This is a genomic window from Acinetobacter bohemicus ANC 3994 (genome assembly GCF_000367925.1).
GTDB lineage: Bacteria > Pseudomonadota > Gammaproteobacteria > Pseudomonadales > Moraxellaceae > Acinetobacter > Acinetobacter bohemicus.
Window position 1 is genome coordinate 706,283 of record NZ_KB849164.1, and the last position, 17,948, is coordinate 724,230.

Below are 17,948 nucleotides of genomic sequence, written 5' to 3' on the forward strand. Positions count from 1 at the left end.
TATGGCGACTTAAAAAGCAGTAGACTTTTACAGATATGTTATATTCTCTTGCTCGCCCTTTGTTGTTTTCTTTAGCACCAGAGCGTGCACATGAGCTAACACTATCGTTATTGAAATCGGCCCATCGTATGGGCATGATGCGTCAAAGCATTGCCTCTAAACCGGTTACTTGTATGGGAATTCAATTCCCGAATCCAGTTGGTTTGGCGGCAGGTTTAGACAAAAATGGCGCTTATATTGATGCCTTAGCTGGACTAGGCTTTGGTTTTATTGAAATTGGAACCATTACACCACGTCCACAAGCGGGTAATCCGCATCCTCGTTTATTCCGTTTAGTTGAAGCCAAAGCCATTATTAACCGTATGGGGTTTAATAATGACGGGGTAGATAAACTGGTTGAAAATGTTAAAGCTTCGAAATTCAAAGGAATTTTGGGAATTAACATTGGTAAAAATGCCGATACCCCAGTTGAAAATGCAGTCGATGATTATCTGATTTGTCTTGAAAAAGTCTATAACTACGCTTCTTATGTGACAGTGAATATTTCATCGCCAAACACCAAAAATTTGCGTAGTTTGCAAAGCGGTGATGCACTGACAGAATTGTTAGAGACGTTAAGAAAACGTCAGCTTGAATTGGCAGAAGAACATCAACATTACGTACCGCTTGTGCTTAAGGTTGCCCCAGATTTAAGCGCTGAAGATATCGAATTTATTGCAAAGCAATTGCTGCAATTTAAAATTGATGGTTTGATTGTGACCAATACGACTTTGTCACGTGAAGGCGTGGAAAATCTGAAATATGCGGACGAGGCAGGTGGCCTATCTGGCGCGCCAGTGTTTGAGAAAAGCACAGCATGTTTGGCAGCATTTTCAAAAGCTTTAGATGGTCAAATTCCATTGATTGGTGTTGGTGGTATTTTGTCGGGCGAACAAGCTTTGGCTAAACAAGATGCCGGTGCAAACCTTGTACAAATTTATAGTGGCCTCATATATACAGGGCCAACACTAATTAAAGATTGTGTTGATGCTCTAAAATCATCATGAATACACTGGATATCTTTGTACTCATTATTTTGCTCATTGGAGGGCTAAACGGTTTGCGACAAGGATTGGTTACAGCCTTTGCGAACTTGGTAGGATGGATTTTTGCACTGATTATTGGTGCAAAATATGCAGTCATCCTAGCACCTTCGATGGTCTCGTTGAGTCAAGATCCAGTGGTACAAAAAATAGCAGCTTTTGCATTTATTGTATTGGTGATTGTGGTTTTAACTTGGATTATTACTGCGTTACTCAATAAAATATTAAAGAGCTTGAAACTAGGACCATTAAACCGTTTAGCGGGTGGTGCTTTTGGTTCTTTAAAAGGTTTATTGATTGTACTGATTACTATGCAGGGGATTGGTCCTTGGGTGGAAAGTTCACCCCATTGGAAACAATCTAAACTTGTACAACGCCTGATGCCTTATGCACCATGGGCAACCAAACTTTCAAAAGATGCGGCACATGACGCGCTTGATCATATTAAGTCTGAAGATGCATCGAAATCTTCAGGCTCGTCATCTGATAAAACGCAGAAGCATGCAGCGCGTACAGATGAATCAACAAATAATCCTTTTTATTAATCCTAGCGTGTTTGCGAGGTTGCTATGTGTGGAGTAGTTGGTATAGCTGGTAAGTCACCTGTTAACCAAATGTTGTTTGATGCATTAACGATGTTACAGCATCGTGGTCAGGATGCAGCCGGAATAGTAACTTGTCATGAAGGGCGGTTGTTCTTGCGTAAGGACAACGGTATGGTACGCGATGTTTTTCATACGCGTCATATGCGTGCATTGCTAGGTAATTACGGTATTGGTCATGTGCGTTATCCTACAGCGGGTTCATCAAGCAGTGCAGAAGCACAGCCATTTTATGTGAACTCACCTTATGGGATTACTTTGGCGCATAACGGTAACTTGACCAACGCTGAAGAAATTCACGATGATTTGTTTAAAACAGATCTTCGTCATATGAATACGGATTCAGATTCAGAAGTATTGTTAAATGTCTTTGCACATGAAATGCAAAAAAATGGCAAGCTGAATCCAACCCCAGAAGATATTTTTAAAGTGGTTTCACGTGTTCATGAGCGTTGTAAAGGTGCTTATGGTGTTGTGGCAATGATCACTGGACAGGGTTTGGTCGGCTTTCGTGATCCAAACGGTATTCGTCCATTAATTTATGGTTCACGCGAAACGGAACAAGGCATGGAATACATCATTGCCTCTGAATCTGTTGCGATTAGAGCTTTAGGTTTTAAAGTCGAGCGTGATATTGAGCCGGGTGAAGCAATCTTTATTTCATCGGAAGGTGAGATTTTTACCCAGCAATGTGCAACAAACCCAGAATATCGCCCATGTATTTTTGAATACGTTTATTTTGCGCGTCCAGATGCGATTATTGACGGTATTTCGGTATACAAAGCACGTTTGAAAATGGGTGAAAAACTTGCCTATAAAATTTCACGTGAATGGGGCGAGGAACACGATATTGATGTGGTGATTCCAATTCCAGATACATCACGTACTTCAGCTTTAGAGCTTGCCAATATTCTGGGTGTGAAGTTTCGTGAAGGCTTTATGAAGAACCGTTATATCGGACGTACCTTCATTATGCCGGGTCAGAAACAGCGTGAAAAATCAGTTCGTCAAAAGTTAAACCCAGTGGAACTTGAGTTTAAAGGCAAGAATGTATTGCTGGTGGATGACTCGATTGTTCGTGGTACGACCTGTAACGAAATTATTCAAATGGCACGTGATGCAGGTGCGAAAAAAGTATTTTTTGCTTCTGCTGCACCTATGGTGAAATATCCAAATGTGTATGGTATTGATATGCCTGCGAAAGATGAGCTTATTGCCTCTGGTCGTAGCGTTGAAGAGATCCGTGAAATTATTGGTGCAGATCGTTTAATTTTCCAAGATTTGGAGGATTTAAAAGGTGCAGTACGTACCAGTAAAGTGCCAGCATTACAGGAATTTGATTGCTCTGTATTTGATGGTGTGTATGTTGCAGGCGGAATCGATGAAGCTTATTTAGATGAGCTTGAACGTAAACGTAATGATTCTGCAAAAAAAGCGAAAGGTGGTTATATTGATGTGAATATTGATGCCGCATCAGTTGATCTTACTGGAGTAAAAGAAGAATAAAATTCTTCTTTAATTCGATGAAAAGCGGGAATTTCCCGCTTTTTTCATTTATGATAGTTCAATAAAGACAATGTAATAGAGGATCTTTACATTGAAGAGCGTGGGTTATTCTTTCATTAAAAATAAAAACATGGTTTGGTCTGCAAGTGTTTGTATACTCGCGGTGTTGTTAACGCTATTCATTTTAAATACGATTTTGGGTTTGTTGGTCTTTTATCTTGATTCAACTCAGTCTATCTTTTGGCATGCATTAAGTCCTTATCTCATTGCGTCGTTGCTTAGTGTGATGACCATTTCTGTACTTTACGAGTTCTATGTATTTCGTTCGGGTGGGCATTCGCTTGCAAAGCAATTGGGTGCTCGTCGACTCAGTTTAATTGAAAGTATTCCTGAAGAAAATGTTGCTTTGAGAGTAACTGAGCAATTGGCGAATACCTTTTTAATTGAGACACCCGCTGTATATGTGCTTCCCGATGAAGTGGGTGTCAATGCACTGACTGCTGGATTTTATCCGCGGGATATTGTCATTATTTTGACTTGGGGCGCTTTACAAAATTTAGATGAATTGGAGCTTTATGGCTTGTTAAGCCATGAATTTAATAAAATTTTATCGGGTGACACGGCAGAAAATACGCGATTAAAAATTCTCTATAGCAGTTTAACTACTTTTAGCCAGTGGGGCAGTAAAATTGCCAAGCTGGGTTTTACGAAGCATGGTCAAGCGCATACCCATAAATTTGCGACTTCCTTTGTTGCAATTGGGGGTGTTATTTGGTTGGTTGGAAGTCTTGGGATCTTAATTACCCGTTTTATCAAATATATATCTTTGGGTAGTCGAACCTTTAAAAATGATCAAAAAACCAAGCGCCTTATTCAAAATGATGCCAATGTTCAGACGCTATTAAGAATTTATGTGCATCATTCAGGTTCGCAAATTCATAGTGAGTATGCTGAATCTATTTCACATATGTGTTTTGCCAACTCTTTAAGTCCACAAAATTGGATGAATATCCATCCAGCGATTGAACAGCGTATTTATGAGTTGAATCCGGGTTTGGTGCAAGATTTACAGCTGGAAAATTTAAAAAAACTACGCAATCAGCCATTATTCAGTTTATTTCGATCCTTAGAGGAAATGAATAGTGAAATATATCTGCCATGGAGTTCGCCACAACCCTTGCCACTATTGCGTTTATCACCCATAAGTTTTGCCATTAAGGATGCCATTAAGCCTTTAAATCCAGAAATACGCCATAATATGCAGCGTCCAGAGTTGATATTAAGGGCTTTGCAGACCGCGACGGGTTCGCGTGAAGTTATGGTGGCAATTTTAATGATTCGCCAATATCGTGAATTTATTCCAGCAGATGCAGAGGTTAGCCGCGCAATTGTCGATTCTTTGCTGAATTTGGATGGTCGTGTCCATATTTCTATTTTTTATGATGCATGTAAAAACATTGGTGGTATGCCAGCCACAATTGCACGGCAATTTTTAACCAAATTGGCTCGGATTATTCAAGAAGATGGTGAAATTGGGCTGTTGGATGAATTGCTGCTTGAATATGTGAAATTTGAATTGAATCTTCTACCGTTGCATATGCCAACCTCTCTGGGAGAGGTAAAACCCGATATTGTACGTTTGATTGATGCTTTATTGCATGTGCAGCAGATTAATAGCTTAAATCAGCTTGATGTACGTGAAAAAATTCTAAAGCGTGTACTTGGTGCGAAAGAATTGGAAATGTATACAGAAATTTCAGATGAGCCGATTGATTTGGCTGAAATTTTGAATGATATCGCGGGGTTGTTGTTGCGTGACCGTTTAAGTATTTTGGGGATTGCAGAACTCTGTTTGTGGAATGATCGTATTATCACCCAAGATGAATTGGACGTATTGCAATTGCTGTATTGGCGTTTTGGTTTTGAAACCAGTGAAATTGTTGAACAAATGCAGAAAAAAAATAGTTTGATGATTGTGTAGCAAGGGTGAGATAAAATTATAGATGAGTGATGATTAAACTAATCGTCAATAAAAGCACAGCAAAATATAGATATTATCGTTAGAATACCAAGCATTAAATTGGTGATGAAAAAAGATGATAGGGCATCAGCGTGACATACTGGCGACATTAGGGATCGATATTTGGATTCCTAAGGATGTTGCATGTCAGAATATGCCATCGTCATCGATCTGGCGAGATCAGGCTGCACCTGAATATTTGACTGAAATTGTCATTGCGAAATCTCAGCCTGAAATACCAATAGTGCCTCAGATTGAGCAGCCTAAAGTACTTGAGCGGATAGAAGCTTTAATCACACCATCTGTGATCAAAGAAGTGCCAACTGAAGTTGCACCTTTGGCTATTGAAGAACGTACAGCTCTACAGATCGCACCTTTTCAATTACAAGCTTTTGGCTTGCCCGATTGTGTCATTGTTGTTGATGCCACGGAAATGACGGCTGAACAACAGCAGCTTTGGAATAATATTCAGCAGGCAGTTCAGGCTGAATATTATGAGCTACAGTGGCCATTTCCTTTGCTTAATTTCCAAGATAGTCGTGGTGTAGACAGTTATGTACACGGTTTCTTGGATGCTATTAGTGCAGATAAAAACATTATTTTAATCGGGCAGCTGCCTTATTTAGCTGACCCCAAAAGTATAAATTTGGCTGGCTTGCAAGAAATGCTTGATCAGCCATTATTGAAAAAACGCCTATGGCAATTTATGCAAAAAAAAGTAATCAGAGCGCGGATGGGATATGAATAAGAAAGTTGTGGTTTTTAGTCAGCTAGATCAAGATGTACTTCAGCGCTTACAAGCTCAATATCATGTGGTGGTGATTAACCCAAAACAGGGTGATGTGAATGAGCAAATACGCGAACAGGTCAAAGATGCGGATGCCATGATTGGTGCGGGGCGTTTACTGAATGAAAGTAATTTGGCGACCGCACAGCAGCTTAAAATTATTTCCAGTGTGAGTGTTGGTTATGATAATTATGATCTTGCTTATTTGAATCAGAAAAAAATTTGGTTAACCAATACACCGCATGTGTTGACCGAAACCACGGCTGATTTAGCCTTTACTTTGTTGATGAGTGCTGCGCGAAAAGTGCCTTATTTAGATCAATGGACCAAGCAAGGTCATTGGCAACGTACTGTGGGTGAAGCACAATTTGGGCATGATATTTTTGGTAAAACACTCGGTATTATTGGTCTAGGTAATATTGGTGTTGCTGTGGCACGTCGTGGTTTTTATGGTTTTAATATGAATATTCTTTACCATAACCGCCGTGAAAGACTGGAATTGGCACAGCCTTTAAATGCAAAATATTGCGCTTTGAATGAGTTGTTGCAACAGTCTGATTTTATTGTTGTTGCCGTTGATTTAAATGCCGAATCTAAAGCATTAATTGGGCAATCTGAATTTGATAACATGCAACCCCATGCGGTTTTTGTAAATATTGCTCGTGGTTCTGTAGTGGATCAGCAGGCACTTATTGCTACCTTGAAGGCCGGTAAGATTTTTGCTGCGGGACTGGATGTGTATGCAAAAGAGCCGTTACAAGAATCGGAGCTTTTTCATTTGGACAATGTGGTGACTTTGCCACATGTCGGTTCTGCTACCGCAGAGACGCGTAAAAAAATGGCTGAACTCGCCTATCGTAATGTGGTGGATGCACTTGAAGGGCAGACCCCACCTTATATCGTCAATCCTGTATTTTCTTAAAATTTAATAACACTTCATTGCAAATGCCTTCAATTTTCAATGCTATAGTCTGATAAATTGAAAAAAAGCAGTTTGAGTATATAGCATTGAAACGGTTTTTATTGGCTTGTAGTACAGCTTTGATTTCAGTCATGGGGACAACGCACAGTGCTAATCTGAATGCTGTGCCCCAGTTTAGTGTTCCTGAAATTGGCAGTGGGATTGGTTTAATTGACCAGCAAAAAGAAAAAATGATAGGGGAAAAAGTCTTTCGCGAAGTGCAAAGACACATGCCAGTCATGCAAAACCCATGGTTAGAAGATCAGTTATTCAATGTATTTGCACATATTTTAAGTCAAACCCAGCTTGGTCAGCCTATAGGCTTGGTGATCATTAACGATGCTCAAATTAATGCTTTTGCTGTTCCCGGTGGATTATTTGCCCTGAATGCAGGCTTAATTACCTCTGCTCGAAATATGGATGAGGTGGCAGGTGTAATGGCGCATGAGGTGGCACATGTATCACAACGTCATTACAGTCGTTCACAAGAAGCATTTAAGGGGCAAGGTTTACTGACCTTAGCAGGGCTTTTGGTGGGAGCTTTGGTTGCTTCGCAAGCAGATGGTGATATTGGTACAGCCGTGATGTTGGGGACACAAGCCGCATTAATGGATAAGCAGTTGAATTATAGCCGTAACCAAGAGCGCGAAGCCGATCGTATTGGTATGCAATATATGTATTCAGCGGGTTATAACCCACAGAGTATGGCTGACTTTTTTGAGGTGATGCATCGCGCGACGAGCCAAGTGTCTTTTTTACCTGATTTTTGGTTAACACATCCATTGAGCACGGAGCGGATGAGTGAAGCACGCTTACGGGCAAATCAATTGCCTCAAGTGAAATCGAATTTGCATGATGAAGATTTTGAAATACTGAAATGGTACAGTATGGTGATCTCTAATCAGGCAACAGAACAACAATTACAGATTTTGGCAAATCGTAAAAATTTTGCGGGACAGGTGGCTTTATCTGCATTTTATTTAAAACAAGGCGACTATGTTCTCGCTCAGCAAGTTTTAGATCAGGCAAAGATGCATCAGCGTTTAAATAATTTGATGATTCTTATTCAAACGGATATTTATTTAGGGCAAAATAAAGTCGATGAAGCATATACAGCGATTCAATCCACTGCGCGAATTATGCCTGAAAATAGAGCTTTAGCTTTTAAATTGGCTGAAGTGTTGATTCGTCAAAAGGAAGCAGGGCAAGCCCTGAGCTTAATCCAGCGTTTTAGCAATAAGAATCCGCGAGATATTGCTGCATGGCGTTTGATGCAACAAGCTGCAAATATTGATCAACAATCCCCTTTGAGAACGGTGAATGTATTACGTTATCGTGCAGAGGTTGAATATTGGTCGGGTTGGGAAGAAAATGCAATTAAGTCATTATTGCACGCAGAGCGTTTAGTTAAAAATAATGAAGGATTGTCTGCAAAACTTAAAATACGACTGAGTGAAATGCAAAAAGAGCGACAGCTAAAAATCTAACTCAGGATAATTTTTTACAGCAAAGAGAATAAAAATAAGGAGGTTGGAAATGATTGAAGGGCAATGCTTATGTGGGTTGGTAACATACCGTTATCATGCCGAGATTGAAAAAACAATCATCTGTTATTGTAAGCACTGCCAACGTGCTCAAGGTTCTCTATTTGGTTGGAATAGCCCGTTAGATAAATCTAAATTTGAGATTAGTAGTGGTATTAAATTTTTAAAAGAATATTTTCATAGTCCTTATAAAGCACGTGTTTTTTGCCAAGAGTGTGGTAGTCCTATTTATTCTTATCGGGTGGATCTACCTGATGTTATACGTTTACGCTTGGGCACGGTAACCAGTGGTCAATTGCCAGCACCAACGGAACAGGCTTACCTAGAATACAAACCCTCTTTTTTGCATATAGATGAATGAAATCTACCGCTAAAGTTGCTAAGTATATGATAATCTTGGTTTGAATTTATATTTTTAACGATGACCTGTATTGATTGATTTATGAAAAAAATATTATTTTGCTTATTGGTGTTGGGGTGTTCTGCATCAGGTCGTGTCTTTGCAAGCGTAGAGCAATATGTAGCAGCAGTAGAAAAAATTTCTAACCAGTATAAGCAGGAAACAAGGAATTTTTTTAGTGGTTTAGATGCGCGACAGAGCAATTTTACACCACAGCAACAGGTACAATTCTGTGGAATTGTTGGGGATTATGTTGAGCGGCTATATCAAGCGGCAGATCAAAATAGAGGGGCTTTGGATCGTCAATTTAGACAAATGACTAAGCAAGATGTGATTGATCAAGTAATGTCGTCAAAAGAGATGTTAATTTTGAAAAAATATAATATTCAATGTGATCTGAAATAGAAAATAACAACTTTTGAACTGTCTTTAAAGAGAAGGCAGTTCAACGTTAAAGAATAAATTTGATAAGCGTGGGATTACGCAAGTTTTGCTTTAATTTTTGCAGAAACTTGTGCAGGATCGGCACGTCCGGCTATGATCGGACGTAGAGAATTCATCACCTTACCCATATCTTTCATGCTAGTAGCTTCTTGCGCAGTAATTGTCTGTGCAATGATTGAATCAAGTTCTTCCTCAGTCATAGCTGCTGGTAGAAATTGAGAGATAATCTCAACTTCGGCTTGTTCCTTACTAGCTAAGTCTTGTCGATTAGCACCTTCAAAGGCTTTAATCGATTCTTTACGTTGTTTGATTTGCTTTTCAATGACCGCAAGAACTCGACTATCATCAAGCTCTACGCGCTCATCGATTTCAATTTGTTTGATTGCTGCCTGTAGACCACGAATTACCGTTAACTTAGACATTTCTTTAGCGCGCATAGCTGCTTTCAAAACTTCAGTTATTTGGTTTTTTAAAGTCGTCATCTATTTTTTCCAGTTCAGTCAATCAGTCACAAATTAATTTTAGTAAAGGCGAGTAGTACGTACAGATTCACGCGCCAATTTCTTTTGGTAGCGTTTAACTGCAGCAGCTTTTTTGCGTTTACGTTCTTGAGTTGGTTTTTCATAGAATTCGCGTTTACGAACGTCAGCTAAAACGCCCGCTTTTTCGCATGAACGTTTGAAACGACGGATAGCTACGTCTACTGGTTCGCCTTCTTTCAATTTAACTTGTGGCATGAAGAATCCTCATTAAGTTATGGATAAGATCTAGACTGGATTGCCTAGATCACAAGTGAAGGACAGTATTTTACTCATTTACATCTCATATCACAAGTCTATAATAGCATTAGTAATATTTAGATACGGGTAAAAGGCAGTTTAATGATCGTTCTTGGCTTAGAAACTTCATGTGATGAAACAGGTTTAGCACTTTATGACAGTGAAGTTGGTTTAAGAGCACAGGTGCTATATAGCCAGATTAAATTGCATGCTGAATATGGTGGCGTTGTGCCAGAGTTGGCTTCACGTGACCATGTGCGCAAGCTAATTCCTTTAATGAATCAATTGCTTGAAGAAAGTAAAATTCAAAAATCAGAAATTGATGCGATTGCTTATACCCGCGGCCCTGGCTTAATGGGCGCGTTAATGACCGGTGCATTATTTGGTCGTACCCTAGCATTTGCATTAAATAAACCGGCCATTGGTGTGCATCATATGGAAGGTCATATGTTGGCGCCTTTATTGTCTGAAACTCCGCCAGAATTTCCATTTGTCGCTTTATTGGTCTCTGGTGGGCATACCCAGCTTATGGCAGCACATGGCATTGGTCAATATGAACTCCTTGGTGAGTCGATTGATGATGCTGCGGGTGAAGCTTTTGATAAAGTTGCAAAAATGATGGGGCTTGCTTATCCGGGTGGACCCAATGTATCTAAATTAGCCTTACAAGGCAGTGCAACCGCTTTTGATTTTCCACGTCCGATGTTACATCAAGGGTTGGACTTTTCATTTAGTGGTTTAAAAACTGCGGTTTCCATTCAATTGAAAAAAGTTGCCGGTCAAAACCGCGAAGCAGATATTGCTGCGTCTTTTCAAGAAGCCTTGGTCGATACCTTGGTTAAAAAATCGGTTAAAGCTTTGAAGCAAACGGGTTTAAAACGGTTGGTGATCGCGGGTGGTGTGAGTGCCAATTCGCGTTTACGTGAACGGTTAGAAGCCGATTTAGCGAAAATTAAAGCGACCGTTTACTATGCAGAACCTGCATTATGTACCGATAACGGGGCAATGATTGCCTTTGCAGGTTATCAGCGTTTAAAAGCGGGGCAACACGATGGTTTGTCGGTAACCACGACACCACGCTGGCCGATGACGGAATTGAGCAATCCTGAGCAGGAATAAGTATTGAATTTTGAAAAGAGGCGAAAGCCTCTTTTTTTATCTTCATTTATCGCAGTATGAATGGTTTTAAGTCGAGTATTGCTAAAAAGAGACTCGAAACAATAAAAAAAGAGTAATTTCTCATTAAGAAATTACTCTTTTAATGATGCTCTTCATGAATGCTTCAATTAATCTTGACGAATCAATAGATTGAATTGCTCTTTAAGTTCAATATATTTTGGATTTAATTTTGCTTGATCGCTTTTATCTTTAAAAATTTTCGCCACAGTCGCTTTGACTTCATCTGTATGGCTGTGTGGATGTTTTTCAGTTGCAACAGCATCATTAAGTAATACTTTAACTTTGGGTGTCGCCCCTTTATTTTTTCGGCCAGTTTTATGTGTGCCTTTTTTATGATTTGCATAACGACGCGCACGCGTATAACCCATGAGCAAAAATTTTCTTGCCATGTCTGCGCCAACAAAATCATTCTTCTCTAAATAATCTAGGAATAATGCAAAGATTTTTGCACTACTTTCAGTGGCTTGTGCTTCATCTTCAAATTGCCAAAAGGGTAAAATTTCCGATTTATACGGTTCAACCAATAAAACACCTTCTTCACCACGACCAATGCGATATAACTTTGGACGCTTTCTAAAATTAATCTTTTCAAAGTCGAGTGAAAAGTCAAAACTGCGTGAAAATGTTTTGGCATCAGACTTAGGCGTTAATGAAACCTGTTCATTATCGGTCATGGGGGATTCCTTAAAATGTGTGATTTCTTTGAATAATAAACACTATTCATAACGAGCTTAGATAGAGTTTAAGGCATTGTGATATGTCAAAACTGCAATGTATATAATAATGTATATCACCACAGCTGTTTATCTCGCCTAAATAAAAGGATTCAGTGTTTTGAGAGAGAAGATATTAAACAATCAATAATCTAGAATTTTTGCAAATACGAACGACTGAAACAACAATCTAAAATGATGGTGCATTTGATTTTAGATCATTATTTCAGAAATCATGAAAAATTAAAAGGATGCCAATCGTTGCGAGCCAATCCAATGTTTGGAAAACTGATAAGCGGCACGTCCAGAACGTTGACCACGTAGTTGACACCATCTTAAAGATTCAGCACGAACTTCATCAGTAAATTCCGTATCTGCTTTAGCTAAATAATGTTCGACTATTTCTAAATAGAGCTTCTGATCCATTGGGTAAAAAGACAGCCATAAACCAAAACGATCAGACAATGAAATTTTTTCTTCAATCGCTTCTTGAGGATGTAATTCTGTGTATTGCGGCACATCGACACGCGTAACAGGCGTATTTTCATGCATAAATTCAGGCAATAAGTGACGACGGTTACTGGTTGCATAAATAATAAAATTGCTTGAGCCTGACTGTAGCGAACCATCTAGCACACTTTTTAAACTGCGGTAGTTTTCATCTTCTGCGTTAAAAGCCAAATCATCACAATACACAATAAATTTTTCAGGACGATCTTGAATAAGCTTCTGAATTTCAGGTAAGTCTGACAAATCATCACGTTCTATTTCAATTAAACGTAAACCCTTAGATTCATATTGAGTCAGTAAAGCACGCACAATAGAGGACTTTCCTGTGCCTCGTGAGCCGGTAAGTAGTACGTCATTCGCTGGCAGACCTTGGAGAAATTGTAAGGTGTTTTGGATTACTTTTTGTTTTTGCTTTTCAATCCCTTTTAAATCATCTAAATAAATTTTCTTCGGTTGTTGAATGGCTTTCAATTGTTTGTCTTGCCATTTATAAGCAGATGCTGAAAAGTCAGTTTCTTGTTTCAGTTCGGGTAAATTCTGCTGTAATTGTTGCAGTACAGTAGAAAGAGCTTCTAAGATATGGTCAGGTAAATTAATTGTTGCCATGATTGTTCAGCTTGTACGTTTGAAAGATAAAAAAAAGATAGTTTTGCTTAAGAACTGTATATCAATTAGTCGTGATTTGCCAATGGAATAGGCATTTTTTGTCATGATAATCCGCTGAGTTTTCTGTCAATGTAATGCTTGATGACCTATTATGAATAGTGAATGACAATGAAAGTGTTTGAGGGATAGGTATGTTATTTAAAGATTTCACACAAGATATTAATCCACATCAAGCGTATCGAATAAAAAAATTAAAAAGCCAACTCGGAACAGCCGAATCATATGAAGAATGGAAAAGTATCGCGCTGAAAATAGATGAAGAATCTGGCGCTCAAGAATGGAAGTTTGATAACTGCTCACCTTATTTTGATGCTGAAATTATTGCCCATCGATTAGTTTTATTAAAACGCTATCGGCTGCAAAAACGTACCCGTGATCTGATGTATATATTACGTGAAGGTTTAACCTACGATATTGCGAATATTGCTCATCCCATGTTGTTCACTGCGACATATATGGGAACTAAAAAAATTATTGAAGATTATGTGGAAGAAGTCAGTGAAAGTCTGGCTTTTATTGCTTCAACGGCTTGTCAGTGTTTGTCATTGTCAGAAAAAATTGATTTTTTTCAGCATTGTAAAAAAGCATATGGGCAACCTGCCTTAATGTTCTCTGGAGGAGCAACCTTAGGTTTGTTTCATACGGGAGTATGTAAGGCTTTACTTGAGCAAGATTTAATGCCCAAGGTGTTATCTGGCTCTAGTGCAGGGGCCATTATGACGGCAATGCTAGGGACTTCAAAACCTTCAGAAATTTCAGCGCGTTTAAATGGTGAAAACTTTTTTAGTGAAGCTTTTCATTTTCGTAAATTCAGTGAGCTTTTAAAAGGTAATGGTGGGCTTGCCGATGTGAAATACCTAAAGAAATTCCTTGTGGAAAATTTAGGTGATATTACCTTTGAGGAAGCATTTAAAATTTCTGGCTTGCACATCAATGTGGCTGTAGCCCCTTATGATGCTTCACAAGAAGCGCGGATTATGAATGCCTACACATCACCAGATTTGTTGGTTTGGAGTGCCGTTTTGGCGTCCTGTGCAGTCCCGATATTATTTCCGCCCGTTAGACTCACCAGTAAACGCTACGATGGCGAATTAACGCCATATATGGCCTCCACGCGTTGGGTAGATGGCAGTGTACGCAGTGATTTTCCTCAAGAGAAAATGGCACGCTTGTATAATTTAAATTACACCATTGCCAGTCAGGTCAATCCACATATTGTGCCGTTTATGCAAAGTGATGCAGAGCGCTATCGCAAAGATATGTTAAGTTGGCCGGAACGGATTATTCGTCGTCAGGGGAAGGTCATTACCAAAGGAATTATGGACTTTGCACGCGGCCGAGTTGGAAAAATCCCACCAATACGACGTTTGCTTGATCATGGTTATGGCGTGGTGGATCAAGGCTATTATGGTGATTTGAATATTGTGGGCAATTATAGTTCGCGACACTATACCTATATGTTGCAGAACCCACGTCCATATTTGTTTAAATTATTACAGCGTGAAGGTGAGCAGGCGACATGGCCTAAAATGTCATCTATTGAAACGCATGCCCGCGTCGGTAAAACCATTCAACATTGTTTGGAGCTTTTAAATTATCAACAAGATCCAGAGCAAAAAGCCGCAGAATTTATTGCAGTTTAATGCTGAAGATATTCATGGTTTAAATTTAACGTTAAAGACCAAGCCTACAAGTTTGGCTTTTGGGCGTGCTTTATATGCATTTGAATATGAGCAGCAACATTATTGGTTGAAAACCCAAGCATCGAATGTTAATCCATATTATGAAGCCGGATTTTTAAATGAATTGGCTTTTTATCAACAATGTATAGCACAACAAAGCTGTGCAGATTTTTTGTTACCCTTTCAAATTATGCCTGACGTCGATATTTTCGCTAAGCAACAAGTATCGGGGAAGGCTGTTTTAATTGTGGGACATGCAGAGGCATTGCTCCATGATTGTTCTGCGCTGCCGATTCAAGAGATTGAAAAAATACTATTACAGTTACTCGATGCCGTTGATCAATTACATCAATTCGGTTGGATTCATGCTGATTTAAAAAGAGAGCATTTGGTTCAGTATCAACAAAAAGTGTGCTTGATTGATTTTGAACATGTACAAGAAATTAATTCACAGGTCGTATTGCAAAGTTTAACCGCAACGCCACGTTATATGGCACCTGAATTGTTTCATGCTGCGGCAAAAACCGTTCAAACCGATATTTATGCGCTAGGCATCATTATTTATGAATGGCTTACAGGGCAGCGTCTGACTGCAAAAAATTATCAAGAGTGGGCCTATTTACACTGTCAAAGGTTAACAATTGAACTTCCAGAACATTTTTTACGGTTTAAAAGGCTTTTAGATGGAATGCTGGCGAAGCAAAAAGAATATAGATTTACCAATATTTACACTCTAAAACAGTGCTTAATGACTGAAATTGTTTAAGAAAAATACAGAAAAACCGTTTTTGTTTTTTATTTAAACAAACAAAACGATTTTTCATAAAAAGGTCTTGTCATCATGAATCGATCTCTATAATATACACAGCCATTGGGGACGTGGCGAAATTGGTAGACGCACTGGATTTAGGTTCCAGCGCCGCAAGGTGTGAGAGTTCGAGTCTCTCCGTCCCCACCAATTATTATCAAACTTGTTTGATAATAAGGTTATAGAGGATTGGTGTAATGGTAGCATGACGGTCTCCAAAACCGTTCGTCAAGGTTCGAGTCCTTGATCCTCTGCCAAGTTTTTAAAAAATCCAACAACATGTTGGTACCCTGATGGGGACGTGGCGAAATTGGTAGACGCACTGGATTTAGGTTCCAGCGCCGCAAGGTGTGAGAGTTCGAGTCTCTCCGTCCCCACCATCATATGAAAGCAAGGTTATTAACCTTGCTTTTTTATTGCCTGTATATAATGAAAAGTTAAATAAAAAGCCCTAAACAGGGCTTTCAATATATTGCATACGTTATTCTTTTTATCTCGATCTAAAAGTGAACTTGTCTTTAAGCTTTTAAATGATCTTCAAATTCTTCACCCAGTTGCATTGCAAGTGAATTCCCCGCTAAATCACACGTCACAAGACCATATTCTTTTTTAAAGCTAAACGTAAATCCGCGATTGTCGGTTAATGATTTTACTGAATAGCCTAATTTTTCTAACCAAATACGAAATGCAATTAAATTTTTTGCTTTAACAACTTTTTTCACGAGAGAACTCCTTGTATATATTAAATACCTTGTGGGCACTTCATAATTAATAGGGGTGAAATGGTTTTTTTTAAAGGGGAGATTTGTGCTGTTTTTTATAAAAAAATTATTTGGTTGGTTTTTTATACAAAAACAGGGTAAATAAGCATTAAAATTGGCACAGAAAATTAAATATAAAATGAATTTTTAGCTGGTAGTTTGGGCTGTATTAAACTGATTTATATTATTTTTATTGGTAGTGGCCAGTGTCATGAAATAATGGAAATATTTATACACAATTTTAAAAGCGTTGCTCAATCATTTTTTATCGGACTTTGGCTGACTATTGTTCTAAATTGCAGTAAAAGTACTAGAACTTAGCTGATTGAGGTGTTTTGTCGGCAGCTTAGATCAGATAGAAACCACCTTAAATGAGTTTTGAACAGGATGTCTCTGCTGAATGCTGATACTTTTGTAAGATGATGGAATGATCACAGAAACGATTAAACAGAATGTATGAAATCAAATTCAAAAGATGCAGCAACAAGATTTAATTCCTATTGCTGTCATGCTCGGGCATACAGATTGCTGATTCAAATTGAGCTATAGGCTCATGCTTAGATGTATCAAATTTTATCAGTCAAACTTAAAAGTTATCTTTTAACTGTCTTAGTCGTTGGAATTCTGCCACATTTTCGACTCTTAAAAATGGGTTGGTTTCTAGTTCTAATTCAATTGTACTGGGCAGTGTGCATTGACTGAGCATGCGCTTGGCTTCAACCTCGTCAAAGCGCTGTTGAATCGCTAAATTGTCTGGTTCTACATGTAATGCGAATTTTGCATTTGCAAGGGTATATTCATGCGTGCAGTAAACTTTTGTGCGCGCAGGTAGGGCAGCCAAGCGATTGAGCGAATGATACATCTGTTCGTATGTCCCTTCAAAGACCCGGCCACATCCCATAGCAAAAAGTGTATCCCCGCAAAAAACAAGCTCTAAAGCTTCAATAAAATAGACAATATGACCCAGTGTATGACCGGGTACGGCAATAATTTCAATGTCTAAATCATGGAATGTGATTTGCGCTTGGTCTTGTAGCGGATGAGTAATAAAGGGAACTTTAGTTAATTCTTCACGTGGGCCATAAACTGGAATATTACGATTGAGTAAAAGCTCAGGTACGCCGCCAGTATGGTCTTTATGCCAATGTGTGAGCCAAATTTGCGTTAAATTTAAGTTGTTTTCCGCACAGTAAGCTTCCACTAAATGTGCTTCAGTTGGGTCAATCGCAACAACATCCTTACTTGGTCGATGCTCTAATAACCAAATATAGTTTTGTAATTGATTTTTGACATCAATCATATGAATTTGAAAAGTCATGAGATACGAGACCCGTGAAATAGATATGAATAAGCTAGCGTTAAAGTCGATTTTTTTCTAGTCGTAGAGTGCAAAAACATAATATTCAAGCACATTATCCAGTCTGAGTAGCACCGCTAAAACTGGATAGGAGTTGTGAAGTTTCGGCTTGGCTATTTAAAAATACCCATTCATGATTGGATGCAA

Annotated in this window: 18 protein-coding genes and 3 tRNA genes; 15 read left to right on the forward strand and 6 right to left on the reverse strand. The window is 38.8% G+C overall.

What is annotated here, in order from left to right; genetic code table 11:
• Positions 1-35 precede the first annotated feature (35 nt).
• From F994_RS03270 to F994_RS03310, 9 genes are all read left to right on the forward strand, one after another.
• A complete protein-coding gene (locus F994_RS03270) occupies positions 36-1,046 on the forward strand; it encodes a quinone-dependent dihydroorotate dehydrogenase (protein ID WP_004648652.1) in 1,011 nt (336 codons plus the stop codon).
• A complete protein-coding gene (locus tag F994_RS03275) occupies positions 1,043-1,627 on the forward strand; it encodes a CvpA family protein (RefSeq protein WP_004648653.1) in 585 nt (194 codons plus the stop codon). Before F994_RS03270 ends, F994_RS03275 begins: the two co-directional genes overlap by 4 nt.
• A 24-nt stretch (positions 1,628-1,651) precedes the next feature.
• Positions 1,652-3,190, forward strand: a complete 1,539-nt coding sequence (purF, locus tag F994_RS03280; RefSeq protein WP_004648654.1) for an amidophosphoribosyltransferase — start codon at positions 1,652-1,654, stop codon at positions 3,188-3,190.
• A gap of 130 nt (positions 3,191-3,320) precedes the next feature.
• The gene (locus tag F994_RS03285; protein ID WP_407636530.1) at positions 3,321-5,171 is read left to right on the forward strand and encodes a M48 family metalloprotease; all 1,851 of its coding nucleotides are present in this window, start codon (positions 3,321-3,323) and stop codon (positions 5,169-5,171) included.
• Between the two features lie 115 nt (positions 5,172-5,286).
• A complete protein-coding gene (locus tag F994_RS03290; protein WP_004648656.1) occupies positions 5,287-5,958 on the forward strand; it encodes a hypothetical protein in 672 nt (223 codons plus the stop codon).
• On the forward strand, positions 5,951-6,919 hold the full coding sequence (locus F994_RS03295) for a 2-hydroxyacid dehydrogenase (protein ID WP_004648658.1): 969 nt from the start codon (positions 5,951-5,953) through the stop codon (positions 6,917-6,919). The genes F994_RS03290 and F994_RS03295 overlap by 8 nt, the downstream gene beginning before the upstream one ends.
• Before the next feature lie 86 nt (positions 6,920-7,005).
• Positions 7,006-8,445 carry a M48 family metalloprotease gene (locus F994_RS03300; RefSeq protein WP_004648659.1) on the forward strand — a complete coding sequence of 480 codons (1,440 nt, stop codon included), beginning with the start codon at positions 7,006-7,008 and terminating at the stop codon, positions 8,443-8,445.
• 49 nt (positions 8,446-8,494) lie between these two features.
• Positions 8,495-8,863, forward strand: coding sequence for a GFA family protein (locus F994_RS03305; protein WP_004648660.1), 369 nt, complete (start codon positions 8,495-8,497; stop codon positions 8,861-8,863).
• A gap of 81 nt (positions 8,864-8,944) precedes the next feature.
• On the forward strand, positions 8,945-9,307 hold the full coding sequence (locus F994_RS03310; RefSeq protein ID WP_004648661.1) for a hypothetical protein: 363 nt from the start codon (positions 8,945-8,947) through the stop codon (positions 9,305-9,307).
• A 74-nt stretch (positions 9,308-9,381) separates the two neighbouring features.
• Here the strand turns inward: F994_RS03310 and F994_RS03315 are convergent, their stop codons facing one another.
• Both F994_RS03315 and rpsU read right to left on the reverse strand, forming a co-directional pair.
• Positions 9,382-9,828 carry a GatB/YqeY domain-containing protein gene (locus F994_RS03315; RefSeq protein WP_004648662.1) on the reverse strand — a complete coding sequence of 149 codons (447 nt, stop codon included), beginning with the start codon at positions 9,826-9,828 and terminating at the stop codon, positions 9,382-9,384.
• 39 nt (positions 9,829-9,867) lie between these two features.
• Positions 9,868-10,083, reverse strand: coding sequence for a 30S ribosomal protein S21 (rpsU, locus tag F994_RS03320; protein ID WP_001136722.1), 216 nt, complete (start codon positions 10,081-10,083; stop codon positions 9,868-9,870).
• A gap of 144 nt (positions 10,084-10,227) precedes the next feature.
• Between rpsU and tsaD the strand changes: the two genes are divergently transcribed.
• On the forward strand, positions 10,228-11,244 hold the full coding sequence (gene tsaD, locus F994_RS03325) for a tRNA (adenosine(37)-N6)-threonylcarbamoyltransferase complex transferase subunit TsaD (protein ID WP_004648663.1): 1,017 nt from the start codon (positions 10,228-10,230) through the stop codon (positions 11,242-11,244).
• A 167-nt stretch (positions 11,245-11,411) separates the two neighbouring features.
• Here the strand turns inward: tsaD and F994_RS03330 are convergent, their stop codons facing one another.
• Positions 11,412-11,978 (reverse strand): DUF4385 domain-containing protein, encoded by a 567-nt coding sequence (locus tag F994_RS03330; RefSeq protein ID WP_004648664.1) that lies wholly within the window; start codon positions 11,976-11,978, stop codon positions 11,412-11,414.
• 282 nt (positions 11,979-12,260) lie between these two features.
• On the reverse strand, positions 12,261-13,133 hold the full coding sequence (locus tag F994_RS03335) for an ATP-binding protein (RefSeq protein WP_004648665.1): 873 nt from the start codon (positions 13,131-13,133) through the stop codon (positions 12,261-12,263).
• Between the two features lie 191 nt (positions 13,134-13,324).
• On the opposite strand from F994_RS03335, the gene F994_RS03340 reads away from it, so the two are divergent.
• The 5 genes from F994_RS03340 to F994_RS03360 all read left to right on the forward strand — a co-directional run bounded on the left by F994_RS03340 (position 13,325) and on the right by F994_RS03360 (position 16,063).
• A complete protein-coding gene (locus tag F994_RS03340; RefSeq protein WP_004648666.1) occupies positions 13,325-14,836 on the forward strand; it encodes a DUF3336 domain-containing protein in 1,512 nt (503 codons plus the stop codon).
• The gene (locus tag F994_RS03345; protein ID WP_004648667.1) at positions 14,826-15,641 is read left to right on the forward strand and encodes a serine/threonine protein kinase; all 816 of its coding nucleotides are present in this window, start codon (positions 14,826-14,828) and stop codon (positions 15,639-15,641) included. The genes F994_RS03340 and F994_RS03345 overlap by 11 nt, the downstream gene beginning before the upstream one ends.
• 107 nt (positions 15,642-15,748) lie before the next feature.
• Positions 15,749-15,833, forward strand: a tRNA-Leu gene (locus F994_RS03350).
• Positions 15,834-15,866: 33 nt separating this feature from the next.
• Positions 15,867-15,940: transfer RNA gene (locus F994_RS03355), tRNA-Trp, on the forward strand.
• A 38-nt stretch (positions 15,941-15,978) separates the two neighbouring features.
• Positions 15,979-16,063, forward strand: a tRNA-Leu gene (locus F994_RS03360).
• A gap of 138 nt (positions 16,064-16,201) precedes the next feature.
• Here the strand turns inward: F994_RS03360 and F994_RS03365 are convergent.
• Positions 16,202-16,405, reverse strand: a complete 204-nt coding sequence (locus tag F994_RS03365; protein ID WP_004648669.1) for a hypothetical protein — start codon at positions 16,403-16,405, stop codon at positions 16,202-16,204.
• A gap of 625 nt (positions 16,406-17,030) precedes the next feature.
• Complete coding sequence (gloB, locus tag F994_RS03370) at positions 17,031-17,762, reverse strand: hydroxyacylglutathione hydrolase (protein ID WP_004648670.1); 732 nt, start codon at positions 17,760-17,762, stop codon at positions 17,031-17,033.
• Positions 17,763-17,948: the final 186 nt, after the last annotated feature.